Source organism: Streptomyces sp. NPDC091279, from assembly GCF_044757465.1.
GTDB lineage: Bacteria > Actinomycetota > Actinomycetes > Streptomycetales > Streptomycetaceae > Streptomyces.
In genome coordinates this window covers 296,982-322,778 of record NZ_JBIVVA010000007.1, presented here as the reverse complement: position 1 = coordinate 322,778, position 25,797 = coordinate 296,982, and the positions used below count along the sequence as shown (strand labels likewise).

Annotated in this window: 21 protein-coding genes and 2 pseudogenes; 8 read left to right on the top strand and 15 right to left on the bottom strand. The window is 69.8% G+C overall.

Going from position 1 to position 25,797, the window contains the following annotated elements; all coding sequences use genetic code 11:
* Positions 1-246: 246 nt before the first annotated feature.
* A complete protein-coding gene (locus tag ACIQOU_RS19900) occupies positions 247-996 on the top strand; it encodes a zinc ribbon domain-containing protein (protein ID WP_401538076.1) in 750 nt (249 codons plus the stop codon).
* A gap of 93 nt (positions 997-1,089) precedes the next feature.
* On the opposite strand, the gene ACIQOU_RS19895 is transcribed toward ACIQOU_RS19900, so the two are convergent.
* Entirely contained in the window at positions 1,090-1,767 is a 678-nt protein-coding gene (locus tag ACIQOU_RS19895; RefSeq protein ID WP_401538075.1) for a TetR/AcrR family transcriptional regulator, read from the bottom strand.
* A 244-nt stretch (positions 1,768-2,011) separates the two neighbouring features.
* On the opposite strand from ACIQOU_RS19895, the gene ACIQOU_RS19890 reads away from it, so the two are divergent.
* Positions 2,012-3,499 carry an MFS transporter gene (locus ACIQOU_RS19890; RefSeq protein ID WP_401538074.1) on the top strand — a complete coding sequence of 496 codons (1,488 nt, stop codon included), beginning with the start codon at positions 2,012-2,014 and terminating at the stop codon, positions 3,497-3,499.
* 285 nt (positions 3,500-3,784) lie between these two features.
* On the opposite strand, the gene ACIQOU_RS19885 is transcribed toward ACIQOU_RS19890, so the two are convergent.
* The gene (locus ACIQOU_RS19885; RefSeq protein WP_401538073.1) at positions 3,785-4,348 is read right to left on the bottom strand and encodes a Uma2 family endonuclease; all 564 of its coding nucleotides are present in this window, start codon (positions 4,346-4,348) and stop codon (positions 3,785-3,787) included.
* Between the two features lie 240 nt (positions 4,349-4,588).
* Here ACIQOU_RS19885 and ACIQOU_RS19880 point away from each other — a divergent pair, with 240 nt between their 5' ends.
* From ACIQOU_RS19880 to ACIQOU_RS19860, 5 genes are all read left to right on the top strand, one after another.
* Positions 4,589-6,631: a thioredoxin domain-containing protein gene (locus ACIQOU_RS19880; protein ID WP_401538072.1), complete on the top strand. Its 2,043-nt coding sequence runs from the start codon at positions 4,589-4,591 to the stop codon at positions 6,629-6,631.
* A gap of 194 nt (positions 6,632-6,825) precedes the next feature.
* Positions 6,826-8,103 (top strand): glycosyltransferase, encoded by a 1,278-nt coding sequence (locus tag ACIQOU_RS19875; RefSeq protein WP_401538071.1) that lies wholly within the window; start codon positions 6,826-6,828, stop codon positions 8,101-8,103.
* Complete coding sequence (locus ACIQOU_RS19870) at positions 8,100-9,749, top strand: ArnT family glycosyltransferase (RefSeq protein WP_401538069.1); 1,650 nt, start codon at positions 8,100-8,102, stop codon at positions 9,747-9,749. Before ACIQOU_RS19875 ends, ACIQOU_RS19870 begins: the two co-directional genes overlap by 4 nt.
* The gene (locus ACIQOU_RS19865) at positions 9,746-10,921 is read left to right on the top strand and encodes a glycosyltransferase (protein WP_401538068.1); all 1,176 of its coding nucleotides are present in this window, start codon (positions 9,746-9,748) and stop codon (positions 10,919-10,921) included. The genes ACIQOU_RS19870 and ACIQOU_RS19865 overlap by 4 nt, the downstream gene beginning before the upstream one ends.
* Before the next feature lie 109 nt (positions 10,922-11,030).
* Positions 11,031-13,445, top strand: coding sequence for a galactose oxidase-like domain-containing protein (locus ACIQOU_RS19860; RefSeq protein WP_401538067.1), 2,415 nt, complete (start codon positions 11,031-11,033; stop codon positions 13,443-13,445).
* On the opposite strand, the gene ACIQOU_RS19855 is transcribed toward ACIQOU_RS19860, so the two are convergent.
* The 5 genes and pseudogenes from ACIQOU_RS19855 to ACIQOU_RS19835 form a co-directional block, all read right to left on the bottom strand.
* Positions 13,369-14,745, bottom strand: coding sequence for an MFS transporter (locus tag ACIQOU_RS19855; RefSeq protein WP_401538066.1), 1,377 nt, complete (start codon positions 14,743-14,745; stop codon positions 13,369-13,371). The genes ACIQOU_RS19860 and ACIQOU_RS19855 overlap by 77 nt on opposite strands.
* Positions 14,742-15,425 (bottom strand): ArsR/SmtB family transcription factor, encoded by a 684-nt coding sequence (locus ACIQOU_RS19850; RefSeq protein WP_401538065.1) that lies wholly within the window; start codon positions 15,423-15,425, stop codon positions 14,742-14,744. Before ACIQOU_RS19850 ends, ACIQOU_RS19855 begins: the two co-directional genes overlap by 4 nt.
* A 168-nt stretch (positions 15,426-15,593) precedes the next feature.
* A pseudogene (locus tag ACIQOU_RS19845) lies at positions 15,594-15,722 on the bottom strand (hypothetical protein); the annotation flags it as partial.
* 33 nt (positions 15,723-15,755) lie between these two features.
* Positions 15,756-16,397 (bottom strand): TetR/AcrR family transcriptional regulator, encoded by a 642-nt coding sequence (locus tag ACIQOU_RS19840; protein WP_401538064.1) that lies wholly within the window; start codon positions 16,395-16,397, stop codon positions 15,756-15,758.
* Positions 16,398-16,562: 165 nt separating this feature from the next.
* Complete coding sequence (locus tag ACIQOU_RS19835; RefSeq protein ID WP_401538063.1) at positions 16,563-17,276, bottom strand: hemolysin III family protein; 714 nt, start codon at positions 17,274-17,276, stop codon at positions 16,563-16,565.
* A gap of 501 nt (positions 17,277-17,777) precedes the next feature.
* On the opposite strand from ACIQOU_RS19835, the gene ACIQOU_RS19830 reads away from it, so the two are divergent.
* Positions 17,778-19,610, top strand: a complete 1,833-nt coding sequence (locus tag ACIQOU_RS19830; protein ID WP_401538062.1) for a phosphoenolpyruvate carboxykinase (GTP) — start codon at positions 17,778-17,780, stop codon at positions 19,608-19,610.
* Between the two features lie 576 nt (positions 19,611-20,186).
* Here ACIQOU_RS19830 and ACIQOU_RS19825 read toward each other — a convergent pair.
* The 8 genes and pseudogenes from ACIQOU_RS19825 to ACIQOU_RS19790 form a co-directional block, all read right to left on the bottom strand.
* The gene (locus ACIQOU_RS19825) at positions 20,187-20,786 is read right to left on the bottom strand and encodes a DUF6518 family protein (protein ID WP_401538061.1); all 600 of its coding nucleotides are present in this window, start codon (positions 20,784-20,786) and stop codon (positions 20,187-20,189) included.
* A gap of 247 nt (positions 20,787-21,033) precedes the next feature.
* Complete coding sequence (locus ACIQOU_RS19820; RefSeq protein WP_401538060.1) at positions 21,034-21,330, bottom strand: lactococcin 972 family bacteriocin; 297 nt, start codon at positions 21,328-21,330, stop codon at positions 21,034-21,036.
* Between the two features lie 319 nt (positions 21,331-21,649).
* A pseudogene (locus ACIQOU_RS19815) lies at positions 21,650-22,270 on the bottom strand (hypothetical protein).
* A 26-nt stretch (positions 22,271-22,296) separates the two neighbouring features.
* Positions 22,297-22,461, bottom strand: coding sequence for a hypothetical protein (locus ACIQOU_RS19810; RefSeq protein ID WP_401538226.1), 165 nt, complete (start codon positions 22,459-22,461; stop codon positions 22,297-22,299).
* A 146-nt stretch (positions 22,462-22,607) separates the two neighbouring features.
* Positions 22,608-23,096: a hypothetical protein gene (locus ACIQOU_RS19805; protein WP_401538059.1), complete on the bottom strand. Its 489-nt coding sequence runs from the start codon at positions 23,094-23,096 to the stop codon at positions 22,608-22,610.
* A complete protein-coding gene (locus ACIQOU_RS19800) occupies positions 23,093-23,698 on the bottom strand; it encodes a hypothetical protein (protein WP_401538058.1) in 606 nt (201 codons plus the stop codon). Before ACIQOU_RS19800 ends, ACIQOU_RS19805 begins: the two co-directional genes overlap by 4 nt.
* On the bottom strand, positions 23,695-23,934 hold the full coding sequence (locus ACIQOU_RS19795; RefSeq protein ID WP_401538057.1) for a hypothetical protein: 240 nt from the start codon (positions 23,932-23,934) through the stop codon (positions 23,695-23,697). The genes ACIQOU_RS19800 and ACIQOU_RS19795 overlap by 4 nt, the downstream gene beginning before the upstream one ends.
* 272 nt (positions 23,935-24,206) lie before the next feature.
* A complete protein-coding gene (locus tag ACIQOU_RS19790) occupies positions 24,207-25,442 on the bottom strand; it encodes a helix-turn-helix transcriptional regulator (protein WP_401538056.1) in 1,236 nt (411 codons plus the stop codon).
* Positions 25,443-25,797: the final 355 nt, after the last annotated feature.

Genomic DNA, 25,797 nt, shown 5'->3' with positions numbered 1-25,797 from the left:
GAGGAACCACGCCCGACCCCGACCCCGACCCCGACCCCGACGCCGCCCCCTTCGCAACCCGAGGTGCAGACACCTCCGGCGGCGGAGACAAAGAGGGCGTCAACTCCCGTTCCGGAAAGGGAGACAGAGCCCGAACGACGTTCCCCCGCACCCGGCGCGGCACCGCCCCCGGAACCCCCGGCACCGTCCCCGGCACCGTCGCCGCCTGCCCCGGACCCCGTCGGGGCGGTGCTCCCGGCGAAGCCCGTGGCGCACCGCCCGGTCGTGCGGTCGGTGGAGGTGGGGGAGGAGACGACATCGGGGGTGGCGTGCCCGTCCTGCGGCGCCCTCAACCAGCCCGAACGCCGGTTCTGCCGACGGTGTGCGACGCCGCTGCGGCCCGAGGCGAAGGCGGACCCGCTGCCGTGGTGGCGGACGGTGTGGCCGTTCCGGCGCCGGGTGCGGGCGAGTTCGGGCCGGTGGACGCGGTTCCTGGTCATCCTGGCCGTGGTGCTGGCCCTGTGCGCGGGCGGTTTCCTGCTGCTGCCGGCGGGGCGGGCCCTGTACCAGGACACCCTCGACAAACTGTCCAAGCCGAAGCCGGTGACGCCGGTGCGTGTCACGGCGAGCGCCGAGGTGCCGGGTCACCCGGTGAAGAACACGACGGACGGGCTGCGGAACCGTTACTGGGGTGCGCCGGCGGCGGGCGCCTCGGTGACCTACACCTTCGGCACGCCGTTCCGCCTGGTCAACGTGCTGATCACCAACGGCACTTCGGTGGACCCGGAGGAGTACGCCCAGGAGGGCCGCGCACTCCGGATCGACCTGGAGGTGACGAGCGAGGACGGCGAACGGCACGACCGGCAACTCGACCTGAGCGACAAGCCGGGCTCCCAACCGTTCCCCACCGGCATCAGCGACGTGACCACCATCCGCCTGACCCTGCACTCCCCCACGGGGCTGACCTCGGGCCGCCACCTGGCACTGGCGGAGGTGGAGTTCTTCCAGCGGTCGTGAGGGTGGGGGCAGCGGGGACAGGGTCGGGGAGTCGAGCACCAGGGAGCGCGCGGCTGTTCCCTCACGCGGCGTCCCTCCTCGTCGGCGGCGCTGTCAGGCAGGGCGTAGCAGGCTGTCCAGGATGCGGGGCAGGGCCCAGGTGAAGTCGTCGCGGGAGGCGTCGGCTTCTTCCGGGGGGTCTGTCGGGGCGGGGTCGGCTTCTTCCGGGGGGTCTGTCGGGGCGGGGTCGGGGCGTCCGCCGTCCTGTTCGGTGGGGCGCCCCGCGTGGCCCACGGGGTGGGCGTTGAGCAGGGAGCCCAGCAGCAGGTGCCACAGCACCCGGTAGACGCGCAGCACATCGGCGGGGGGTGCGGCCGCGCCGGTGGGCCGGTGGTCGCCGGTCGACGTCCGGCGGAGTGCGTCGAGGGCGCTGTCGTTGAAGGCCGAGGCGCCGTCCGCCATGTGCTGGCCCTCGGCGATGATCCGGGCCGCCCAGCGGTGCCGGGCCAGGTAGTCGTACGCGGCGAGCCACTGGCCGATGACCTGGTGCCGGGGGTCGGGGTGGTCCGCGGGGCCGGGGAGTTGGGCCGCCACGTCCTCCGCGAGGAGCCGGAGCAGTTCGTCACGGTCCTTGATGTGCCGGTACAGGGACGCCTGCCCGGTGCTGAGCCGCTGTGCGACCCGGCGCACCGTCAGCGCGTCGAGTCCCTCGTCGTCCGCGATCCGGCGGGCCGCCTCGACGATGCGGGCGCGGGAGAGGACGCGCGGTCGGCCGGGAGCGCGTGCGTTCACATCCAGCACCCTAACGGCTGCCCCGGGCGGCCCTCCCGGCGGACGGTGCCATCCCACGACCACGCCACGGGGTTGTGACCAAGGGGCAGGATGCCTATGCTCGCCGTTAGCGAACACTGTTCGCAAACTCCGTTCCACCCCCTCCGGGCTCTGCGGCCGCCGGGCTCGAATCCACCGGGCTCGAATCCACCGGGACCGTTACGCGCAGACCGATGAGCCCAGCCCCGTCCAAGGAGTCAGCCCCTTGTCCACCCCCGCCGCTTCGTCCGCCGCACCGTCCGGGGCGAAGGCACTGACCGCGCTGATCCTGTCCGTCCTGTCCTACTCCCTGGTGCAGACGATGCTCGTGCCCACGCTGAGCGTCCTCCAGGCCGACCTGCACACGAGCGCCGTCGGCGCCTCCTGGGCGGTGCTCAGCTCGACGCTGCTGGCGAGCGCGGTCCTCACCCCGGTACTCAGCCGGCTCGGGGACAGCCACGGCAGACGGCGCGTCCTGATGATCACGCTTGCTGTGCACCTGGCGGGCAACATCGGCGCCGGACTGGCCTGGAACGTCGGCTCCCTCATCGCCTTCCGCGCGGTACAGGGCGTCAGCCTGGCGCTGTTGCCGCTCTCCCTGGGGCTGATCCGCGAGGTGCTGCCCCCGCACCGCAGGGCCTTCGGGCTCGGGCTCACCTCCGGGCTGGTGGCCGGTGCGGCGGGCGCGGGGCTGCTGCTCGGCGGGCTGATCGTCGATCACGTCTCCTGGCGGTGGCTGTTCGTCGCGGGCGCGGGGCTGACGTCGCTGGCCCTGGGGGCGGTGGCGCGTCATGTGCCCGGCGGTGGGGCGACCGTGCGGGCGCCGCTGGACCTGCCGGGCGCCGGGCTGCTGGGCCTAACGCTGGTGTGTGTGCTGCTGGCGCTGACCGAAGGCCCGTCCTGGGGGTGGCTGTCGCTCCGGGTGCTCGCGCTGTTCGCGGGCGCGGTGGTGTGCGGCGGGCTCTTCCTGGGGTGGGAGCGCCGGTCGGCGCATCCGCTGATCGACCCGGCGCTGCTGCTCGGTCGCCCGATCGCGGCGGCTCACATGGGTGCGTTCCTGCTGGGCGCGACCCAGTTCGTGTTCTACGTCCTGGTGCCCAAACTCGCCGAACTCCCGGCCGGGCCGCCCGCGCAGGCGGCCCGACCGGTCGCCCACGGCTTCGGCGCGTCGGTCACCGTCGCGGGGCTGATCCTGGTGCCCGGCACGCTGCTCGGGCTGGCGGCCAGTTCGGCGACCGGGTGGGTGGAACGCGGGCTGGGGCGACGCGCTCCGCTCGCGTTGGGGCTCGCGGTGAGTGCGGTGGGCGGGGCGTCGATGGCCGGGTTCCATGCCCGGGAGTGGCAGGCCGTGGCGGCGTACGCGGTGATCGGCACGGGGTTCGGATGGGCCATGGCGGCGCTGCCCAGGCTCATCCATGACGTCGCCCCGCCGGACGCCATCGCCACGGCCAACGGCATCAACACCGTGGCCCGCACGGTGGGCGGCGCCGTCGGCAGCCAACTCGCGGCGGCCCTGCTGGCCTCCCGGACCCCGCCGGGGACCGCACTGCCCGCAGACCCGGGCTTCACCTACGCCTTCTGGACGGCCACCGCCATCGCCGCGACAGGCGCCCTGTACTCCTCGCTGGCCGCGAGGAGTTCGGCCGACGAGGCGAAGAGCGCGGGCGAGGTGAGAAGCGAGACCTACGCGAACACGGAGGCAGGCAAGGCGTAGAGCGGCTGCCGGGAATGGGGGAAGGGCCGACTTGTTCCCGTGGAGTGACCGGGGCGGGGCAGGGCCAGACGGGGGGACTGCATGCCGATGTTCAACGAGACCTGGCGGCAAGCCGCGATTCCGGATCGCCGGAGAGGAACGCTGATGGAAACCCGTTTCGACGACTGGCCCGTCGTGACGTTCGCGGCGGACGGAGCCGACCCGAACGCCGTCCGCGAGGCCATCCTGACAACGGCGTGACCCTCCAGCGCGCAGCGCCGATGCCGAGGTGAGGTCCTTCGTCCCTCAGATTCCGAGGTCGACGGTAACGGAGAAGGGCGCGACGGTCTTCACGGTGCCGGTGAACACCTCGCCGTCCCGGTAAGTCCTGGTGGCCGGGTCGAGGACGTAGGTGTAGGTGAGGGGGACACCGGTCGCGGACTGTTCGATGCGCCAGTAGAAGGGGATGCCTGCCTTGGCGTACTGGTCGACCTTGACGATCCGGTCGGTGGTCTCCGAACCCGGGGACACCACCTCGACGACCAGGAGCACGTGTTCCGGGCGGGTGGGCGTGAGGTCGATGGTCTCCGCCCGGTACACGGTGACGTCCGGGCGCCGATTGGTGAGAGGAACGTCCTGGAGGCGGACGTCGAAGTCCGTGTCGGCGTTCCAGTCCGGGCCCGCGGCGGCGTCCAAGGCGGTCGCCAGAATCCGGGCCAGCCGGTTGTGGCGCTTGGAAGTGCTCGGGTTGACGACGACCATCCCGTCCACGATCTCCATGCCGGCGCACTGCTCCTCGGACCAGGAGTCATACTGCTCCGCGCTGATCTGCGTGCGCATCCACGCGGGGGCGACCATCTCCGCGGTCATCGCGTACCTCCTTCGAGGATGCTCGTCAGGCCCGGTGCTGCTCGATTCAGCGTACTGCCTGCTCCCAGCCGGGCACCGGCTCCGGGCCGGAGCGGAGCTCCATCGCCCGCAGGGGTGATATGGGCACAAAGGGGGCAATTTGTATCCACCACGTGATGGCGCATGAGGGTAACTGGCCCAGCGGGGCAGGGGGCCGCCGACTGACCCGTCAGGGCTGGGCGACGTGAGAGGGTGGATCGCATGAACCGGCTAGCTGGTGTGACCTCGCCGTATTTGCTTCAGCACGCTGACAATCCGGTCGACTGGTGGCCGTGGAGCCCGGAGGCCTTCGAGGAAGCGCGCCGGCGTGACGTGCCCGTCCTGCTGTCGGTCGGGTACTCGGCGTGCCACTGGTGTCATGTGATGGCGCACGAGTCGTTCGAGGACGATGTCACCGCCGCCTATCTGAACGAGCACTTCGTCAGCGTCAAGGTCGACCGGGAGGAGCGGCCGGACGTCGACGCCGTGTACATGGAGGCCGTGCAGGCGGCCACCGGGCAGGGCGGCTGGCCCATGACCGTGTTCCTCACGCCGGACGCCGAGCCCTTCTACTTCGGGACCTACTTCCCGCCCGCCCCGCGCTCCGGCATGCCGTCCTTCCGGCAGGTGCTGGAGGGCGTGCGGGCCGCCTGGACCGGCCGGCGGGACGAGGTCGCCGAGGTCGCCGGGAAGATCGTTCGCGATCTGTCGCAGCGGGAGATCGACTTCGGGACCGGGAACGGCGGCGGAGGTGCGCCGGGGGAGCCGGAGATCGGGCAGGCGCTGCTCGGGCTCACCCGGGAGTACGACCCGCAGCGCGGCGGATTCGGCGGGGCGCCGAAGTTCCCGCCGTCCATGGTGCTGGAGTTCCTGCTGCGCCACCACGCGAGGACCGGCGCCGAGGGCGCGTTGCAGATGGCGCAGGACACCTGCGAGCGGATGGCCCGGGGCGGGATCTATGACCAGTTGGGGGGCGGCTTCGCGCGGTACTCCGTCGACCGGGACTGGATCGTGCCGCACTTCGAGAAGATGCTCTACGACAACGCGTTGCTGTGCCGCGTCTACGCCCACCTCTGGCGGGCCACCGGGTCCGAGCCGGCCCGCCGGGTCGCCCTGGAGACCGCCGACTTCCTGGTGCGTGAACTCCGCACGAACGAGGGCGGGTTCGCCTCCGCGCTCGACGCCGACAGCGACGACGGCACCGGGCGGCATGTGGAGGGCGCCTACTACGCCTGGACGCCGGGGCAGTTGGCCGAGGTGCTCGGCGAGGACGATGCCCGGATCGCCGCGCACTACTTCGGGGTGACCGAGGACGGCACCTTCGAGCACGGCGCCTCGGTGCTCCAACTCCCGCAGCAGGACAGCGTGTTCGACGCCGAGAAGGTCGAGTCGATCCGACGGCGCCTGCTCGCCGCCCGTGGAGAGCGCCCCGCCCCCGGACGCGACGACAAGGTGGTCGCCGCCTGGAACGGCCTGGCCGTCGCCGCACTCGCCGAGACCGGCGCCTACTTCGACCGCCCCGACCTGGTCGAAGCGGCGGTCGGCGCCGCAGACCTCCTGGTGCGGCTGCACCTCGATGAGCAGGCGAGGCTCGCCCGCACCAGCAGGGACGGCCACGTAGGCACCCACGCCGGGGTGTTGGAGGACTACGCCGATGTCGCCGAGGGGTTCCTCGCGCTCGCCTCGGTCACCGGTGAGGGGGTCTGGCTGGAGTTCGCCGGGTTCCTCCTGGACCACGTCCTCGCCCGGTTCACCGACCCGGAGACCGGCGCCCTCTACGACACCGCCTCCGACGCCGAGCAGTTGATCCGCCGCCCGCAGGACCCGACCGACAACGCCACCCCGTCCGGCTGGACCGCCGCAGCGGGCGCCCTCCTCGGATACGCGGCGCAGACCGGCTCCGCACCTCACCGGACCGCCGCCGAACGGGCGTTGGGCGTCGTGAAGAAGCTCGGGCCCCGCGTGCCGCGCTTCGTCGGCTGGGGGCTCGCCGTCGCCGAGGCGCTGCTCGACGGTCCCCGCGAGGTCGCCGTGGTGGCGTCCGCGCCCGCCGACAAGGCCTCAACGGCCCTGCACCGGACGGCACTTCTGGGCACCGCGCCCGGAGCGGTGGTCGCCTACGGGGTCGCCGGGAGCGAGGAGTTCCCGCTGCTGGCCGACCGCCCGCTGGTCGACGGCCGACCGGCCGCCTACGTCTGCCGGCACTTCACGTGCGACGCCCCCGTCACCGACCCCAAGCGGCTGCGCGACACGCTCTCCGGATGACCTGACACCCCCTCAACTCGCGCAAAAATGACGGCCGTTCGGATTACGCACGTCCAGTCCACAAGGTGAGGAAACACGCACTTCACCGAAACGGCCTGTGTCCTTCACAGATAGCCCATAGTCTCTCCGGCGTGACGCGAACGCGGTGACGCGCCGTCATGTCCGGGGGGACATCAGGGTTCTGGGGGGATCTTTTGCTCACGTCGATCTTCATAGCCGTCGTTTCGCTCGCCCTTTTCTGGATGGCGGCGTTCACCCTGTGGTGGCAGATGCACGCGTGGCGGACGCCCGAAGTGCTCGCCTCCACCCGGTTCAGCAGGCCGGACGGCGACGCGCACGTGTCGTTCTCGCTGCTGCTGCCGGCCCGCCACGAGCAAGCGGTGCTCGACCACACCGTGCGGCGGCTGCTGGAATCCACGCACACCGACTTCGAGATCATCGTCATCGTGGGGCACGACGACCCCGGCACGACGGCGGTGGCCGAGCGGGCCGCCGCCCGCGACCCGCGCGTCAGGGTCGTCGTCGACACCCATGAGAAGAAGAACAAACCGAAGGCCATGAACACCGCGCTGCCGCACTGCCGGGGCGCCGTCGTCGGGGTCTTCGACGCCGAGGACCAGGTCCATCCGGAGCTGCTCGCCCACGTCGACCACGCCTTCCGGACCACCGGCGCGGACGTCGTGCAGGGCGGGGTGCAGCTGATCAACTTCCACTCCAGCTGGTACAGCCTGCGCAACTGCCTCGAATACTTCTTCTGGTTCAGGTCCCGGCTGCATCTGCACGCGCAGAAGGGGTTCATCCCGCTCGGCGGCAACACCGTCTTCGTCCGCACCGACGTGCTGCGCGCGGCCGACGGCTGGGACCCCAACTGCCTCGCCGAGGACTGCGACCTGGGGGTGCGGCTCTCCTCCGTCGGCAAGAAGGTCGTCGTCGCCTACGACTCCGCGATGGTCACCCGCGAGGAGACACCCGGCAGCCTGATGTCGCTGCTCAAGCAGCGCACCCGCTGGAACCAGGGCTTCCTTCAGGTCTACCGGAAGAAGGACTGGCGGCAACTCCCGGGATTCGGGCAGCGGTTGCTCGCCCGCTACACCCTGATGACGCCGTTCCTCCAGGCGTTCTCCGGTGTGGTCATCCCGCTCAACGCGGCGATCGCGCTCCTCATGGACGTGCCCGTCGGCGTCGCCTTCCTCACCTTCCTGCCCGCCGTCACCGCCCTGGTGACCTTCGTGTTCGAGATCGTCGGGCTGCACGACTTCGGCGTCCAGTACGGGCTGCGGGTCCGCCTCGTGCACTACCTGAAGCTGGTCGTCGGCGGCCCCTTCTACCAGATCCTCCTCGCCGGAGCCGCGATCCGTGCCGTCTGGCGCGAGCAACGCGGCCACGGCGACTGGGAGTTGACCACCCACACCGGCGCCCACCTCACCGAGGCCGCCCTGCCCCGCGACCTCCGAGAGGACGTCCCCGCGTGACCTCCACCCTCCCCGCGGCGACCGCCTCCCAGGTCCCCGCGCAGCGCTCGCCCGCGCCCGAAAACGACCCGGCGACGGCATCGGGCCCGCCCGGCCGCCTCCGCGCCTCCCGCCCCGACCTGCTGCTGTGCGGCGCGCTCCTGGTCACGATCCTCGCCGTGCAGGGCTGGAACATCGCCGACTACCCCGCCCTCAGCGACGACGAGGGCACCTACCTCGCCCAGGCGTGGGCCGTGCAGCAGGGCCGGGGGCTCGCCCACTACACCTACTGGTACGACCACCCGCCGCTCGGCTGGCTCCAACTCGCCCTGCTCACCTGGATACCGGCGGTCCTCAGCCCGGGCGCGATGACCGTTCCCACCATGCGGACGGTGATGCTGCTGATCAGCGCGGTCAGCGCGATCCTCGTCTACGTCCTGGCCCGGCGGCTGTCCCTGCCCCGCTGGGCGGCCGGGCTCGCGATGGCCCTGTTCGGGCTCTCCCCGCTGTCGGTCGTCCTCCAGCGGGAGATCTTCCTCGACAACCTCGCCGTCCTGTGGACGCTGCTGGCGTTCACCCTCGCCGCCTCCCCGAGTCGCCACCTCTGGCACCACTTCGGGGCCGGTGTCGCCGCCGCCGTCGGCGTCCTCACCAAGGAGACGATGCTCGTCGTCCTCCCGGCGCTGCTGCTCACCATGTGGCGGCACAGCCACCGCGACACCCGTAAGTTCGCCGTCACCGGCGCGGTCACCGCGTGCACCCTGATCGGCCTCTCCTACCCCCTGTTCGCCCTGCTGAAGGGCGAGTTGGTGCCGGGCGCCGGGCATGTCTCGCTGTGGGACGGCGTCACCTACCAGATGACCAGGCCGGGTTCGGGTTTCGTCCTGGACCCCGGCTCCGGCTCCCACGGCGTCCTACAGTCCTGGCTCTACTACGACCGCGTCCTCCCGATCGGCGGACTCGCGGGCGCCGCCTGGCTGTTGGTGACCTGGCGCTGGTCGGTCACCGCCCGCGCACTCGCCGGACCCGCCCTCACCGTCGCGATCCTCGCCGCCCTCGCCCTGCGCCCGAACGGCTATCTGCCCGCGATGTACGTCATCCAGGCACTGCCGTTCCTCGCCCTGGTGCTGGCCGGCGGCACCGCCTCCGTCGCCCACGCCGTCCTGCGCCGCGGACGGACGGACGAGGAGAAACGATGGCTGCGCGACGGACGCCGGGCCCTCGCCGTCGTGCTCGCGCTCGCGGCCGGTGCCGTCGTCGTCCCCCGCTGGTACGACGGCGCCCGCACCGCCGTCACCACCGACGCCAACGCCCCCTACCGCGCCGCCTCCCGATGGCTGGCCACCGAGGTCACCAACCCGGAAGGCACCCGGGTCCTCGTCGACGACGCGCTCTGGCTTGACCTGGTGCACCAGGGGTACCGACCCGGGCTCGGCGTCATCTGGTTCTACAAGGCCGACCTCGACCCCGCCGTCACCCGCACCATGCCCCGGGGCTGGCGCGACCTCGACTACGTGGTCGCCTCCCCGACCGTCCGGCGCGACGCGCCCGACCTGCCCCACGTGCGGTCCGCCCTCGACCACTCCACACCGGTCGCCACCTTCGGCACCGGCCCCGACCGCATCGAGATCCGGCAGATCCAGTCGGTCTCCGGAGGCGCCCGATGACCCAGGAGTCCATTGTGCCGGGCGAGTTGACCGCCCCGGCGCCGCACACCGCCGAACTCGCCGAACCCGGCGCCGTCACCCTCGTCGTCCCGACCTTCAACGAGTCCGCGAACATCCGTGAACTCCTGCACCAGATACGGGAGTCGGTGCCGTCCCGGCTGCCCTGCGAGGTCGTCTTCGTCGACGACTCCACCGACGACACCCCGGACGTCATCCGCGCGGCCGCCCGCGACTGCCCCTTCCCGGTGACCGTCCTGCACCGCGCCGAACCCGTCGGCGGACTCGGCGGCGCGGTCGTCGAGGGCATCACGGCGGCCACCTCGGAGTGGATCGTCGTCATGGACGGCGACTGCCAGCATCCGCCGTCCCTGGTACCGGAGTTGGTCGCCACCGGGAAACGCGCGGGCGCCGGGCTCGTGGTCGCCTCCCGGTACATCGCGGGCGGCAGCCGGGCCGGGCTCGCCGGTGGTTACCGGGTGGCCGTCTCACGCGGCGCGACCTGGCTCACCAAGTCCCTCTTCCCGCGCCGCCTGCGGGGCGTCAGCGACCCGATGAGCGGCTTCTTCGCGATCCGGCGCGACGACATCACCGCCGACGCCCTCAAGCCCCTCGGCTACAAGATCCTCCTCGAACTCACCGTCCGCACCAGACCGCCCCACGTCGCCGAGGTGCCGTTCGTCTTCCAGGACCGGTTCGCCGGCGAGTCCAAGTCCAGCGCCAGGGAAGGCCTGCGCTTCCTGCGCCACCTGGCCGGCCTGCGGGCCGCCGCGCCGCTGGCCCGCATGATCGGCTTCGGCCTGATCGGCGCGTCCGGGTTCCTGCCCAACCTGCTCGGCCTGTGGGCGCTCACCAGGGCGGGCCTGCACTACGTCCCGGCGGAGATCGTCGCCAACCAGCTCGGCGTCGCCTGGAACTTCGTTCTCATCGAGCATCTGCTGTTCCGCGACCGGCGCGAGCACCGCCGTTTCTGGGACCGGGCCGGACGGTTCACGCTGCTCGCCAACGCCGATCTCGTGCTGCGCATCCCGCTGATCGCCCTGTTCGTGCACCGGTTCGGGATGGGCGCGCTCGGTGCCACGGCGCTCGCGCTGGTGACGACGTTCGTCCTGCGCTTCGTCGGCACCGAGGCACTGGTCTACCTCCCGCGCAAGGCCAAGAAGGCGCGGACGTAGGGGAGTTCGCCCCCTCGTGTGACGGCCACGCGCGAAGTGCAGCGCGGCGGGTGGTGAAGAGCCGTGTGGAGCAACGCAGTTGAGGAGAGCCGCAGTGGAGGAGAGCCGTGTGAGGAACCGGACCGTTCGCCCGCGTCGCAGGAGAACCGCGCTGGTCGGGGTGGGCGCCCTGACCGCCGGGCTGCTGCTCGCCGTGCCCCAGTCCGCCGAGGCCGCCAACCTGGTCAAGAACCCCGGGTTCGAGACGGCCGGTGCGGACGACATGCCGTACTGCTGGGAGAAGTCCGGCTGGGGCGACAACGACGTCACCTTCGAGACCACGAACGACGCCCACAGCGGGGGCCGGGCCATGAAGGTGTCCCTCAGCCGCCGCACCGACGGCGACCGCAAGGCGCTCATCACCGAGTCCGCCGACTGCGCGCCCGTGGTGAGCGAGGGCAGGCAGTACGACCTCTCGCTCTGGTACCGGACGACGACACCGGACGCGAGCATCACCCTGTTCCGGCACGACACCACGACCGGCTGGCAGTACTGGACCGACCTCAAAACCCTGGACATGCAGGGGAGTTGGAGTCAGGCCACGGTCCGCACCCCGGTGATCCCGACCGGCACCGACCGGATCACCTGGGGCGTCTCGGTCTACGGCACCGGCTCGGCGACCACCGACGACTACACCATGGAGCAGGTCCCCGACGTGCCCCCACCGGTCACCTGCACCGGCACCAACGCCCAGTGCGCCAACGGCCGTTGGGACGTCCTGCCGACGCGGAACCCGGTACGGTCCATGCACTCCGTCGTCCTCAACAACGGCAAGGTCCTGCTGATCGCGGGCTCCGGCAACAGTGAAGTCGACTTCGCGGCAGGCACGTTCACCTCGGCCGTGTACGACCCGGCCGACGGCACCTACCAGGTCATCCCCACGCCGAAGGACATGTTCTGCGCCGGGCACGTCCAACTCCAGGACGGACGCGTGCTGGTGATGAGCGGCAACAAGGCCTACGCGGCCGCCGACGGCAGCCACGGCTACGAGGGCTACAAGGACTCCTACCTCTTCGACCCGGCCACCGAGACCTACACCAGGACCAACGACCTCAACGACGGCCACTGGTACCCCTCGGCGACCGAACTCGGCAACGGCGACGTCGTCTCGTTCGGCGGCCTGCGCGAGGACTCGACCGGTTCGGTGACCGCCGAGCGCTGGTCGGACGCGCAGCAGAAGTGGCTGCCGTCGTCGCAGGTCAACCAGACCTGGTCGTTCTGGGGCCTGTACCCGTCGATGATCCTGATGCAGGACGGCCGCCTCTTCTACTCCGGCAGCCATGTCTTCGGCAACAACATCCCGGGCACCGGCGCGGCGCTCTACGACTACGACGCCAACACGGTCACCCAGGTCCCGGGGTTGCAGGCCAAGGACGAGCGGGACCAGTCGGCGAGCGTGCTGCTGCCCCCGGCGCAGGATCAGCGCGTCCTCACCCTCGGCGGCGGCAACATCGACACCAACCCGGACGCCGGCCGCCTCACCGACGTCATCGACCTCAAGCAGGCGAACCCGGCCTACGTCCCCGGGCCCCCGATCCCGCAGGGCACCGTCGACCTCGGCGACGGCAAGGTCGAACAGACCGGCGCCCAGGGCAAGATGTACGTCTCCGCCGTCCTGCTGCCCGACGGCACGGTCCTGGAGACGGGCGGCGCGCTGCACAACCGGGCCGACCCGGTGTATGAGACGTCGCTCTACGACCCCGGCACGGGCACCTTCGACCCGGTGGCCGCCGACCCGGAGGCGCGCGGCTACCACTCGTCGGCGTTCCTGCTCCCCGACGGCCGCGTGATGACCACCGGCGACAACCCGGGCAACGGCTCCTGGAACCACAACGTGTCGCTCTACACGCCCCCCTACCTCCTCAAGGGCCCCCGCCCGCAGATCACTTCACTCATCGACACCGAGTGGACCTACGGCGACACCCAGCGCATCACCGTCAACCGCCCCATCGCGAAAGCCGAGTTGATCCGCCCGGCCGCCGTCACCCACTCCTCCGACCCCAACCAGCGCTTCGTCGACCTCCCCCTCTCCGTCGACGGCGACAACGTCGACCTGAACGTCACGAGCAACCCGAACCTCGCCCCACCCGGCTGGTACATGCTCTTCGCGGTCGACGCAGGCGGCATCCCGTCGCTGGCGAAATGGGTCCACCTGACCGGCCCGAAGTCCCTGACCCCGGACACCGCCTCCGCCCACATCCACACCTTCGCGAACGCCCCGAAGGCCAAGGCCACGGGCCCACAGAAGAAGCGCACCTCGGAGCAGGTCCCGACCACCCTCTCCGGCTGCGACCGCCACTACGGCACCGCCAACACCTGCGTCCCCACGACGTTCCCCCCGACCGTGAAGAACACCCCCACGTCCCGCTGCACCTGGCTGAGCCAGAACAACTACCCCCGCCTGAAGCTCAACGGCGCTGACGATCCCCTGGGGTTGGACGCCGACGGGGATGGAGTGGCCTGCGGGAAGGGGGACTTGGGATAGGGGGTGGAGGTGAGGCCAGGACGCCCGCGCCCGCTCCCGGGGCCGGGCGGTCCAACTCCCGCCATTCCGGGCGCAGTCCGGCGAGGCTGGTGGTGAGGAAGTACGCGGTCCCGGCGATGAACAGGACCGGCACCAGACCGACGGACGCCACCGCCGCGCCGGCGACCAGGCCGCCGAGCGGGATACCGGACCAGGCCAGCGAGTCGCCGAGGGCGTTGACACGGCCCAGCAGATGGCGCGGGACCCGCTCGAAGAGGACAGCGCCCAGCACCGGGTTGAGGAACCCCGAACCGAACCCGCTCACAGCGAAGACGGCCAGCACCACGCCCAACGGGGCGTCGAGGGCGAGAACCAGGAACCTCGGCGCCCCGGACACCAGGAACCCGGCGAAGAACACCGCCCTGCGCCGCAGCCGGTGCGCGGCCAGCGCGGCCAGCAGGCTTCCAGCCACCGCCGTTGCCCCCATCGCGCTGCCCGCCAGACCGATCACGGCGGGCCCGTGGCCGGACTCCTTGGCCCAGACGGGCAGGAGCACCGCGCTGAACGCGGCGTCGAGCAGATTGGTCACCCCCACCGTGACGATCACGGTGAGCAGCAGCAACTCCCCCCGCAGAAAGGCGAATCCGGCACCGAACCGCCGCCAGTAGCCGGACCGCTCCGAGCCGGATGCCGCTCCGGGGTCCCCCGCCGCGTGCCCCATGCCGCGAGGCAGCGCCACCCCGATGACCACCGAACCCAGCGCGAAACAGGCCGCGTTGACGAACAGCCCGGTCAACGGGCCGAGCAGCGCCACCAGGGAGCCGCCCACCGCAGGACCGAGCGTGGCGGCGAGCCGCTCCGTCGCACCGGACAGACCGGTGGCCCGCTCCAACGGCACCCCGCCCCGCTCGGCCGCCTCCACCACCATGACCTCCTTGGCCAGATCGCCGGGCCCACGGACCGCGCCGATCACCGCGACCAGGGCCAGCAGCAGCGGGAACGAGAGCAGACCCACGGCATGGAGCAGCGGAACGGCCGCCGCCGCGAGCGCGCTGACCAGGTCCGTCGACCAGGAGACGGCACGCGGTCCGACCCGGTCGACCAGCGGCCCCGCCAACGCCTTGACCAGCACATACGGGGCCATCTCGCAGAACGCCACCAGCCCCGTCCGGGTCGCGCTGCCGGTCGTGACGAGCACGAACCAGGGCAGCGCCACGGCCGAGACCCGGGTACCGGTCAGCGACACGGCCATCGCCGCCAGCACCCCGCCCAACGGCCGCAGGGACCGCCGCTCGCCGGGTATGCCCCCGGACGACGTCACGAGGGCTCCGTTCCCGCCGCTCGGGTGTCCAGTTCGGGCAGGAGATGGGTGATGACGGCGACCCGCTCGGCTCCCTCGGGTGCGGTCGCCGCCGCCTCCGGGGTGTCCCGCCGGTAGCGGGCGATGACGGCCCTCAGCTCCTCGCGCAGTTCACCGGCCTCGGCGGGCGTGAGCCGCAACGCCCAGTCGCTCATGTCGAAGGTGTCCCGCCATGAACGGGGCATCGTCTCCAGCTCGTTGAGGGTCTGCCGGGTGCGCAGGGTGTAGATGGAGGCGATGGACTGGCGGTAGGCGAGGATGGCTTCGGGCTCGCGATCGGCCAGGTCACGGTCGTTCAGCTCGGTCATCTGATGGACCGAACGCCACCAGCGTTCCCGGGCGTTGCCCCGTTCCGTGTCCTCCTCGACGAATCCGGCCGCGCCGAGCTGACGCAAGTGGTAGCTGGCGGTACCGGAGTTGACCCCGAGCCGCTCCGCGAGCCGGGTCGCGGTCGAGGGGCCGTACTTCCGCAGCAGCCCGACCAACTGCACCCGCACGGGGTGCGCCAGCGCCCGCAGCCCCTTGGCATCCAGAACGACGGCGCCGTCATCGACGTTCGAACGGCCCGGTCCGTCGGTCGGGCCGCCCGGTCGCGGGCTGCCGGTCGGGTCGTCGGGGCTCTTGGGCGCATCGGTCGTCATGACACCGAGGCTAGACCGCGAAGAGTTCTTTGCAAAGAGTCCTTCGCGAAGAAGTCTTGGTGGTTCTCGGGCGCCTGGAGAGCCGGACTCTCCCTGTCCCCGCGCCTATCCCGCGAACCGTTCCAGCGCCCGGGTCACGATCGTTTCCAGTTGGTCGTGGTGGGCGGGCGACTCGACGACATGGCCGAGGGTCGCGATGCCGTCGACGGTGAGGGGGGTGGCTCCGCTTCGGCGGGCGTGCGGGACGAACAAGGCCAGTTCGGGGGCGACTTCGACGTGGATCTCGGGTCCGTTCACCCGGCCAGAATGGCATGGGAGGGCGGGGACGGTTCAGGGGTTTTCCGGAGCGGGGCCGGTCGGCAGGCCGTGCTCGTGGACGTCCAGGGCGCGGTCCACGAGGTCACCGAGGTCGCCCTCGAAGCCGTTCTCCGCCCAGTGGATGAAGACCTCCGACAGGGCGCTGAGCAGGGACGTCGCGAAGACCCTGACCTCAAGGCCGGCCGGGTCGAGGCCGGTGCGGGCGCCGATGGTCTCGGCGAGGAGACGGCCGGTGACCGAGAGGAGTTCGCGCATCCGGGCCCGGACCGCGGGGACCTCGACGACCAGCCGGGCGCGCAGCCGCACCGCCTCCGGATGCTCCGCGCAACCGCGCGCGACGGCCTCGCGCAGCACGTGCCGCAGCGAGGCCGTCCAGGGTTCACCGGCCGGTCGGGCGCGCAGTTCGTCGAGGAGGAGCGGGTCGTACTCGTCGCTGAGGACGATGTCCTCCTTGGCCGGGAAGTACCGGAACACCGTCGACGCCGACACCTCGGCGCGGTCCGCGATCTGCTCGACGGTCGTCGCGTCGTACCCCTGCCGCTCGATCAGCGCGAACGTCGCCGCACGGATCGCCACCCGGGTCTTGATCTTCTTCCGCTCCCGCAGCCCTGGTCGGGGGCGGTCGGCGGGGGTGGGGGGAGGTGCGGCTGTCATGGAGGTCATTGTCGTCGTCCACGACGGTCATACGCGACGGCGGCCAGGACCGTCATGGGGGTGAGAACACGCCCGCACCCGAACCCTCGCCACCCCGGACCACCATCAACCGAACCCCCGAACCACCGTCAACCGAACCCCCGCGCCCCTCCCCGGGGACCCCCGTCACCCGTGCTGATACGCCACCAAGGAGATGCCGACGTAGTGGACGACGAACGCCGCCAGAGTCAAGGAGTGGAAGACCTCGTGGAAGCCGAACCAACGCGGTGACGGATTGGGGCGCTTGATGCCGTAGACGACACCGCCCGCGCTGTAGAGGAGACCGCCGACGATCACCAGGACCAGGACCGCGATACCGCCGGTGCGCATGAAGTCGGGAAGGAAGAAGACCGCCGCCCAGCCCATCGCTATGTAGCAGGGGGTGTAGAGCCAGCGGGGTGCGCCCACCCAGAAGACCCGGAAGACGATGCCCGCGAGGGCGGCCGCCCAGATGCCCCAGAGCAGCCACTGACCCTTGGCGTCCGGCAGGAGCAGCATGGTCAGCGGGGTGTAGGTGCCCGCGATGATCAGGAAGATATTGGCGTGATCAAGACGGCGCAGGACGCCGTCCATCCGTGGGCTCCAGTCGCCCCGGTGGTACAGCGCGCTCACGCCGAACAGCAGGCACGCCGTCAGCACATAGATCCCGCAGGCCAGGCGGCCCCGGGGGGAGTCGGCGAGGGCGGTCAGGACGAGACCGGAGATGAGCACGGCCGGGAACATGCCCAGGTGCAGCCAGCCGCGCAGCTTGGGCTTGACCTCGTGCGGGAGGGGGAGCGCGATGGGACCGCGGCCGACGGAGGGCTGGTCCGTGGGCGCGTCGGGGGCGGACGCAGTCATAGCCAGCATCGTACCTACGTAACCGTAAGTTACGGGTCAACGGGGGGAGATGGACCGGCGGGGAGTGGCCATCGTCATACCGGAGTTGACGTGGGGGGAGGGGGCGGGGAGGGAGGGGGAGGGGGCGGTGTAGGGCGGGCGGGGGCGTTGCCGCTGTGGGCCGCTGTGGCCAGCTGCGGCCAGCTGGGGCCGGCTGTGGGGCAGCTGTGCCCAGCTGTGACCGACTGTGGCCAACTGATCGACGTTCGGTCGTCAAAGGGCGGTTGGGTGAACCCAACGTGCACGTAAAGAAACTCTCCGAAACATTCGGATACGTGGCGATCCTCACTCCGCTCAAGTGTGAAGCCCCCTGGACAGATGGGCGCTCTCGTCGGATGATCAAATGAGTGCGGTCGGCACCGGATGAGCGCAGGGTTCTCGTGCAAGGAACCCCGTGCGGTGGCATCCGGGTCGCAGCCCCCACGGGGCCTCCCATCACCAAACCCTCATTTAGGAGCAATCGTGGCGCGCGACAACGCGGCTCCCTCGGCCGTTCCCACCCACCACAAGGAACTGATCTCGTGGGTCAACGAGATCGCCGACCTCACCCAGCCGGACCGCGTGGTCTGGTGCGACGGCTCCGAGACCGAGTACGAGCGGCTGTGCGGGGAGCTGGTGAACAAGGGCACGTTCAAGCGCCTCGACCCGGTCAAGCGGCCGCACTCCTTCTACGCGGCCTCCGACCCCAGTGACGTCGCCCGCGTGGAGGACCGCACCTTCATCTGCTCCGCGCGCGAGGAGGACGCCGGTCCGACCAACCACTGGAAGGACCCCGCCGAGATGCGCGAGGTCTTCCAGGGCAAGGAGGGCGACGGCGGCATCTTCCGGGGCTCGATGCGCGGCCGGACCATGTACGTGGTGCCGTTCTGCATGGGCCCGCTGGGCTCGCCGCTGTCCGCGCTGGGGGTCGAGATCACCGACTCCGCGTATGTCGCCGTCTCCATGCGGACGATGACCCGCATGGGGCAGGCCGTACTGGACGAGCTGGGCGACGACGGCTTCTTCGTGAAGGCCGTGCACACCCTCGGCGCCCCCCTCCAGGAGGGCGAGGCGGATGTGCCGTGGCCGTGCAACACCACCAAGTACATCTCGCACTTCCCCGAGGACCGCGAGATCTGGTCCTACGGCTCCGGCTACGGCGGCAACGCGCTGCTCGGCAAGAAGTGCTACGCCCTGCGCATCGCGTCGGTCATGGCCCGCGACGAGGGCTGGCTCGCCGAGCACATGCTGATCCTCAAGTTGACGCCGCCGCAGGGCGAGGCGAAGTACGTGGCCGCCGCGTTCCCCTCCGCGTGCGGCAAGACGAACCTCGCGATGCTGGAGCCCACGATCTCCGGCTGGACCGTCGAGACGATCGGCGACGACATCGCCTGGATGCGGTTCGGTGAGGACGGCCGCCTCTACGCGATCAACCCCGAGGCCGGTTTCTTCGGCGTCGCGCCCGGCACCGGTGAGCACACCAACGCCAACGCGATGAAGACCCTGTGGGGCAACTCGGTCTTCACCAACGTCGCCCTCACCGACGACAACGACATCTGGTGGGAGGGCATGACGGAGCAGACCCCGGCCCACCTCACGGACTGGAAGGGCAACGACTGGACGCCGGACGCCGATGTCCCGGCGGCCCACCCGAACGCCCGGTTCACGGTGCCGGCGGCGCAGTGCCCGACCATCGCGCCCGAGTGGGAGGACCCCCAGGGCGTGCCGATCTCCGCGATCCTCTTCGGCGGGCGGCGCGCCACCGCAGTTCCGCTGGTCACCGAGTCCTTCGACTGGAACCACGGCGTCTTCCTCGGCGCCAACGTGGCCTCCGAGAAGACCGCCGCCGCCGAGGGCAAGGTCGGCGAGCTGCGCCGCGACCCGTTCGCCATGCTGCCGTTCTGCGGCTACAACATGGGTGACTACATGGGCCATTGGGTCGACGTGGCGAAGGACAAGGACCAGTCCAAGCTGCCGAAGATCTACTACGTCAACTGGTTCCGCAAGGACGACGCGGGCCGGTTCGTGTGGCCCGGCTTCGGGGAGAACAGCCGCGTCCTGAAGTGGATCGTCGACCGTCTCGACGGCCGTGCCGAGGGCGTCGAGACCCCGATCGGCGTGCTCCCGGCGCAGGGCGCCCTGGACACCGACGGCCTCGAACTGGCCGACGCCGACCTGGAGTTCCTGCTCACCGTGGACAAGGAGATCTGGCGCGAGGAGGCGTCCCTGATCCCCGACCACCTCAACACCTTCGGCGATCACACCCCGAAGGAGCTGTGGGACGAGTACCGCGCGCTGGTCCAGCGCCTGGGCTGATCCCACCCGCCCACTCCGCGGCCGGTCCGGGCTGTCTCCGACCAGTGATCGTCACGACCGGCCGCGGTGCACCACCCAAGAACAGGCGAGACCCCGCACAACGGCGTGCGGGGCCCTGGGCCCGTCGTTCCGCCCTTCATCAGCCCCGAGAAGGGAGGCAACGACGGGCCTTCGCTGTCGTCAAGGGGTCGGGCTGGACAACTCCCGGCCCTTTGTCGGCGGGGGCCGGCTCATCTCAGCCCGTCCGGCGGATACTCAATGATGGGGTGTTCTAGCGAATCGCCTGGTCAGACAACGCAGAAGCCCCGTGCGGCACTTGCTTGGGCTGCACGGGGCTTCTGCGTTGTCTAGTGCCTGTCCGGCCGATCAGGTTGCAGGGAAGCAACGGTGGCTTGGCGGCCGACGTGAGCGGGGCCTGGTGCGTGCAGATGCCTGGAACGGTATGACGGGTGAAGTCCTGCCCGCTCAAGACGTCCTGGACAGGCTCTCCCTCAAGGAGTGGCAGAGCCGCTCAGTGAAGAGGTCTGCTCCCGATGGAACGGCCCTCTTCGCTGCCTGCCAGAAGCCGGTGCGAGGCTACCGAGTCAGGACATTCTCGCCTCGGTCGGCGGATGCACGGCTTCTCCAGCTCGTTATTGCCTGGGCGATCAAGGCAATAACGGCGGCAACTGCTACTCCTCGGGTGACCTCCCACGTGGTGCTCACCACTTGTCCTTGAGTGGTGGCTTCAGAGCGTAGCCGCATTGAGGACTCGAAGAGCGCGATCAGTGGAATGAGCAATCGAAATGGAAGACTGAGGAGCCCTTCGCTCTTTGCAAGCTTCCCGGTCACCCCGAGGATGGAACCCAAAATGACGGCAAACAATCCCCAGAAGATTACCTTTGATATAAAGGAAGTCTCGTCGACCTCTCCTTGATGAGATTTGACCGCATAGTAGGTGACCACACCCGCCAGGAGGGAAAAAGCAGCCAAGACGGCTGATTGAGCCAAAGAATTACGGGTTATTCCTACACCGAACCCCAAGGCGGCCCAAGACCAACCAGCAGAGAGAACGACATGCATCGCATGGATCACCGGGTCATCGGCAGTACCGAGGAGGGGGCCGAGCGCACCGAGAGATATACCGACCGCCAGCGTGGCCATAGGCGGCAGAATGAGGGAGCGTAAAGTTGACACGGCGTCCGGGAATCCTTTGTTTAGCCAGGTGCTTATGAGTCGAGCCCTTGTAGAGGATGACAACGATTGTCTCCTTGGGATCAAGGGCGCTGCTATCTACCTTTGCCGATACCGGCCGGTCAAACTGGGCCGAAACGCGTGAGGGTGCCCGCGCAGGCGTGATCGCACCCCTGCGCGGGCACCCCCTAAAGCTTCAGCAGATTACACCAGGCCATCAGTGATGCCGTACTGAACGAAGAACCTATGGTTAGGGCTTCTTGGGAAGGTCGTAGGTGGCCCAGTATGCGTTGCACTGCAACGCGGCACCAGCCGTCAGCTCAGCTTTCGCCGTCACTTCCCACAGCTCGACAACTTTCCGGGAGGCTCCCCCGATCTGCACGGTTGCAGAATGCGACTTTCCTCCGTGGAAGTAATGGGAGTAGCAACGCTTTTGCCCAGTGGTCGTGATGACCGATCCGTAGCTCCACGACCCGCCCCCGACATCCTTGGTGGCAGTCGGCTTGACGAGCGTCGGGGAATCGTCACTCAGATCGATGGTGACCACCCCCCCACTCTGAAACGTTCTCCCCCAGGAACTCCGGAGGTTGGGGGGTGTCTGCACCGAGTGGGGTAAGGGAACGTTCGTGGTCGACCCCGATCCGGTCCGCGAGGACGGGCGCCAGGGCGACGCGTAAGCCTGGGCGGCGAGACGGCCGGGGGCAGAAGGGTCACGTCGCGCAGCTTGCGGTAGAGGCGCTGGGCGAGCATGCCGGTGATGATCCGGTTGAGTTGCAGTGGCGTCGAGTTGAGGTGCTGCCACTCATGGACGGGGCCCCGCCTGTCTTCCTTCCGGTGGCAGACATGTGGGGCCCTTGAGGTTCTGCTCAGACCGACCAGGAATCTGACGGGTCGTCGATCCACGCGCGTTGTCCTTCGGCGGTCACGGTGAGGCAGAAGCGTTCGGGTCCGGGCTTTCCCTTGCTCACCCACCATGAGTAGGCCGCCGAGGCTTCGTCCCACAGTCGGCGGGGGCCGGACTGTCAGACCGAGGCCGTGTCGCCGTCGCGGAACAGGATGCAGGCCCATGAACGGTCGGTGAGTCCGTAGAACCAGACAGGCCGTGCGCCGCCGCGTTTCTCGGCAGCGGCATGCACACAGGCGCGGAGTCTGAGTCCCATGGCGAACCGTTGGGGGCCGAAGCCGCCTCCTACCGTGACGACGTTCTCGACCCGTAACCGGTGTGCAAGCAGCGCGGTGTTCCACCCGGTTCCCGTGCCGATCTCCAAGACTCGGGAACCGGGTTTCACGTCCAGGTCGGCCGGCATCCCGAACACGACGGACGGCATGGACGCGGACGACGTCGGTACCTTCCCCGGTGCCGTACCGGTGTGCTTGCCGTCATCCCGCTGCGTGACGACCGGCACGTCGGAATCTGCGTAGCCGTACCAGAGTTCGGGGTCTTCGCCGTAGTCGGCTGTGGCCTGAGCTGTGAGCGAGTGGGGAATCTCGTACCGCGCGGAACAGGGCTGTACTAACGCCTCCTTCCTTCGTGCTTTTCCTCTTCGCGGATTCGATCGAGTGCGTCGAGATAGCTCACCACGTCCGTGAGGAGACGCTGCCGGACCTCCACCAGCGCCCCGCCCAGTCCGGTGCTCCATCCCTCGGCGAGGGCTTTGGGTTCTTCAACTTGGTCCATGGTGCTGTCCTGTCAGGAGGTGGTGAGGCCCCGCCCGCGCGGAAGGGGTGAGGCACGGGCGGGACCAGGGGCCCGTCTCCGTCGGGATCACCAGCTGTTGGGGGTCAGACTGGCCCCGTCCGACGGAGACGGGGGTTGGTGGGTCGTCAGGGCTTCCGGGCCTCGTGCGTCTGGACACGTGTCGCTTCGGACTGGCTCCGACGCGGCACGCCCCAGTCGTCGAGTCGTTCGGTGATCCAGGTGGGGGCGACCTGGTACTCGCGGGCGAGGGTGGTGATGGAGGTTCCGGCGAGGTAGCGGGCGGTGACGTCGGCCTGGTCGCCGGTGAACTGGGCCTGGGCGGCGCGGACTTCGGCGGTGGAACGACGCCGGGTCCGGCCCCGGAAGACGTGTCCGGCGGGTCGGCGCAGGGCGTGGGCCTCGTGGCGGTGGCGGCGGTGGATGCCCCATTCGATGAGGCGCAGGGCGAGCCAGTCGGGGTTGACGTGGTAGTCGGCGGCGATCCGGGAGACGGGTTCGCGGGCCTGGTAGCGCTGGATGATGGCGTCGCTGTCGGCGCGGGCGGCGTCGCGGGCGGCGGCTTTTTCGGCGGGGGTGGTGGGGCCAACGGGCTTGGGGTGGGGGGTAGTTGTCACGGTGACGTCCATGGGTCCTGCGCTGCGAGTGCGTAGAGGGGGTGGGCAAGCCCGCCGACCCGATGCCGAACGGGAACGGGAACGAGGGCCGAACGGCCTTGCTGCACAGGCCAGTTGGCGTGGAAGGCGACGGGCCAGGCGGTGAGGGTGTAGGTGCAGTCCGCGTCCGTGAACCTCACGAAGAGGGGGTAGCCGTTCTTGATGTGTGCGCGGGCGGCGTGGAGTTCGGTGGGGTCGGTGGCCCAGGCGCGGAGGCGGGCGGGTCCGGCGGGTGCGGGGTAGGTGATGGTGTGCATCAGCGGCGACACCCACGGAGTGCGGGCGGGCTGGGGGTCGAGCCGCTCGGCGAGGTGCAACGCCCGTCCGCTGAGCCAACGGAGCACCAGCTTGGGCGAGATGGACTGGAAGGCGGCCAGCACGCACTGGGCGTTCTCGCCGGTGCCGTGGACAGGGCCCTCGGCGCGGACCTCGGCACGGTAGAGGGAGGGTTCCAGGGGCCGGACGCCGGTGCGGGGAAACGGCGGACAGCGTAGGGCAGTTGGGCGCCGACGTCGGCGTAACCAGCGGGGGAGGCGGAAGTTCAGCCGGGGGCGGGTGGTCATTTCGGGTCGCGCTTGCAGTAGGCGTTCCGGTGGCTCTGGGCGTTGGCGCGGGCGAGTTCGACGCGGAGGCGCTGCTCGGGGCTGGCCGGCTGGACGGTCCTGGGGTCAACGTCCCACTCGACACCGCCGCTCACGGGACGCAGGTACCAACGCCCGGCCAACTCCGCCCGGAACTCGGCGACGGTCTCCTGGCCGGTGTCCACGACCAACGTGCCCACGGCGGGGGCCGCGTTCACTTCGACGCCCCGAGAACCCGTGGGGTGTTCTGCGTCGAGGTGGTCCGCCCGTCGCCGTGGGCACGTGGGGTGGGCCACCATCCCGAGGATGCGTCGTAGAGGTTCCGTCGTCGCTGCCGGTCGGCGGTCGTACGGTTCATGGGCTGGTCTCCCGTTTTGCGGGGTGTGGGGCAGACCATGAAGGTAAGGGTGTGACGGCCAGTCAAACCATGGAACCATCACGGATAGTTCACTGAATGTGACTGGTCAACTACTGTGAAGCGCAGTAGTTGTCAGAAAACCCCCAGGTAGGACGCCATGTCGCGCATCTCCGCCGTGAGGGTCCGCTTACGGGAGCTGAGGACGTCCGTCATGACATACCGCGCCAGCGGCTGGTGCTTGAGCCACTTTCCGTGACTCCCCCGGAGCCCCGCCAACTCCGACATCGCGTCTTGGTGAGACCCCAGCGCCACATGAGATTGTGCTACGTCCAGTCGGTGACGGCCCCACCCAGGTGCGGTCGGCTTTCCCAGTGCCTTGAGGGCTTTCCCTCCCAGAATCCCTTCATCCGCCCGCCGGAGCACTCCGCGCGCGTCCCCGTCCAACGCGAGGTCTTCAACGGCCTTCATCTCGGCGGTGATCGGGCCGAACCCGCCCCAGGGAATCGGAAAACTGTCGAGTTCTCGCGCAAGAGCACTGGCCGCAGTACCCGCCATGCGACGCGCTGCCGCCGCATCGTCCGGCCTGTTGTTCCGCACCGTGGCGGCTGCGACGCGCAACCACAGTTCGCCCCACACGGCAAGCTCGGCCGGCTTCGCTGACGACATGCGCGGTTCCATCGCGTCGGCTGTTTGCAGGGCGAGAACTTCGCAGTCGTCGAACCTGTCCTGACGCAGGAGCAACCAGCACATACCAACGATTCCGGTACCTGCGATCAACGTCTGCCCGGACTCCCGTGCGAGCCGGATGGATTCCGCGAGCGCGTGATACGCCAAGTCGTACTGCCGCACCTGAGTCAGGTACTTCCCCGTGAGGAGCAGAGAGCAGGTCCGAACCTGAACGGCATCGTGCTTGTCCTGATCGCCCTCGGCGTTCACCGCAGCGAGTTCGGTTGCCCTGAGCAAGGCGGGGAGTTGTCGCGCCACGGAGTCGTACCTGTCAGCGTGGTACAGCACATGCACATCATCGACACGCTGGCGCAGAACGGAAACGTCTTCAGCCTCGGCCGCTTGGACCACCGGGGCCTCCAGCCCCACGGGCGGCATCAACGCCTTCCGTAGCTCCACGAGGTTCCGGCGGGATGCCTCGTCGCCAATGACAGGGTCGGGGGAGTCCGCAACGAACAGCGCCGCCGTAGTCACGCCGAACGCTCGGGCAACTTCATGGAGGGTAGCTGTGCGGACGTCTCCGCCCTGTTCGAGCTTTCGTACGGTCTGGATCGACAACCCGGCCATCTCGGAAAGTCGTTCTTGACTCCACCCCAAGCGGCGTCGGTGTGTCTTGACATTCAGGGCTAGTTCAGTCGGCATGGTCGACTCCCTCCTTGCACACACGGTACGCCCGCCACGGGCTTGTCTATTAGGTACCCGCGCGCCCCTGACAGAACGCGCGAGCGAGGGTCGGTATGCCTACATGGCAGCCCGGTCGGGAACGACGAAAGCCCCGCCACGCCCCCCGACTTGGGGGACATGGCGGGGCTTGGGCGTCACGCGATCAGCTGTATAGGAAGCGGGCTCGTAACGTGGCTCACGCGCCGGTGACAGGTTCCTGGTGAACCGCGTTGAGATGAACCAGCACGGTGGTCTGGTTCACGCAGGAGAAGTGCACCCCGTACAGAAGTCGTCGCCACGGCCACGAGGACCGTGCTCGGACGACTCGCTGAGC

Excerpts from the sequence above, each read along its gene's own strand:
- ACIQOU_RS19885 (WP_401538073.1), bottom strand. The coding sequence starts at position 4,348 with ATGACCGCGGAGATGGTCGCCCCCGCGTGGATGCGCACGCAGATCAGC.
- ACIQOU_RS19880 (WP_401538072.1), top strand. The coding sequence starts at position 4,589 with ATGAACCGGCTAGCTGGTGTGACCTCGCCGTATTTGCTTCAGCACGCT.
- ACIQOU_RS19865 (WP_401538068.1), top strand. The coding sequence starts at position 9,746 with ATGACCCAGGAGTCCATTGTGCCGGGCGAGTTGACCGCCCCGGCGCCG.
- ACIQOU_RS19850 (WP_401538065.1), bottom strand. The coding sequence starts at position 15,425 with ATGACGACCGATGCGCCCAAGAGCCCCGACGACCCGACCGGCAGCCCG.
- ACIQOU_RS19840 (WP_401538064.1), bottom strand. The coding sequence starts at position 16,397 with ATGACAGCCGCACCTCCCCCCACCCCCGCCGACCGCCCCCGACCAGGG.
- ACIQOU_RS19835 (WP_401538063.1), bottom strand. The coding sequence starts at position 17,276 with ATGACTGCGTCCGCCCCCGACGCGCCCACGGACCAGCCCTCCGTCGGC.
- ACIQOU_RS19810 (WP_401538226.1), bottom strand. The coding sequence starts at position 22,461 with ATGGACCAAGTTGAAGAACCCAAAGCCCTCGCCGAGGGATGGAGCACC.
- ACIQOU_RS19800 (WP_401538058.1), bottom strand. The coding sequence starts at position 23,698 with ATGACCACCCGCCCCCGGCTGAACTTCCGCCTCCCCCGCTGGTTACGC.
- ACIQOU_RS19790 (WP_401538056.1), bottom strand. The coding sequence starts at position 25,442 with ATGCCGACTGAACTAGCCCTGAATGTCAAGACACACCGACGCCGCTTG.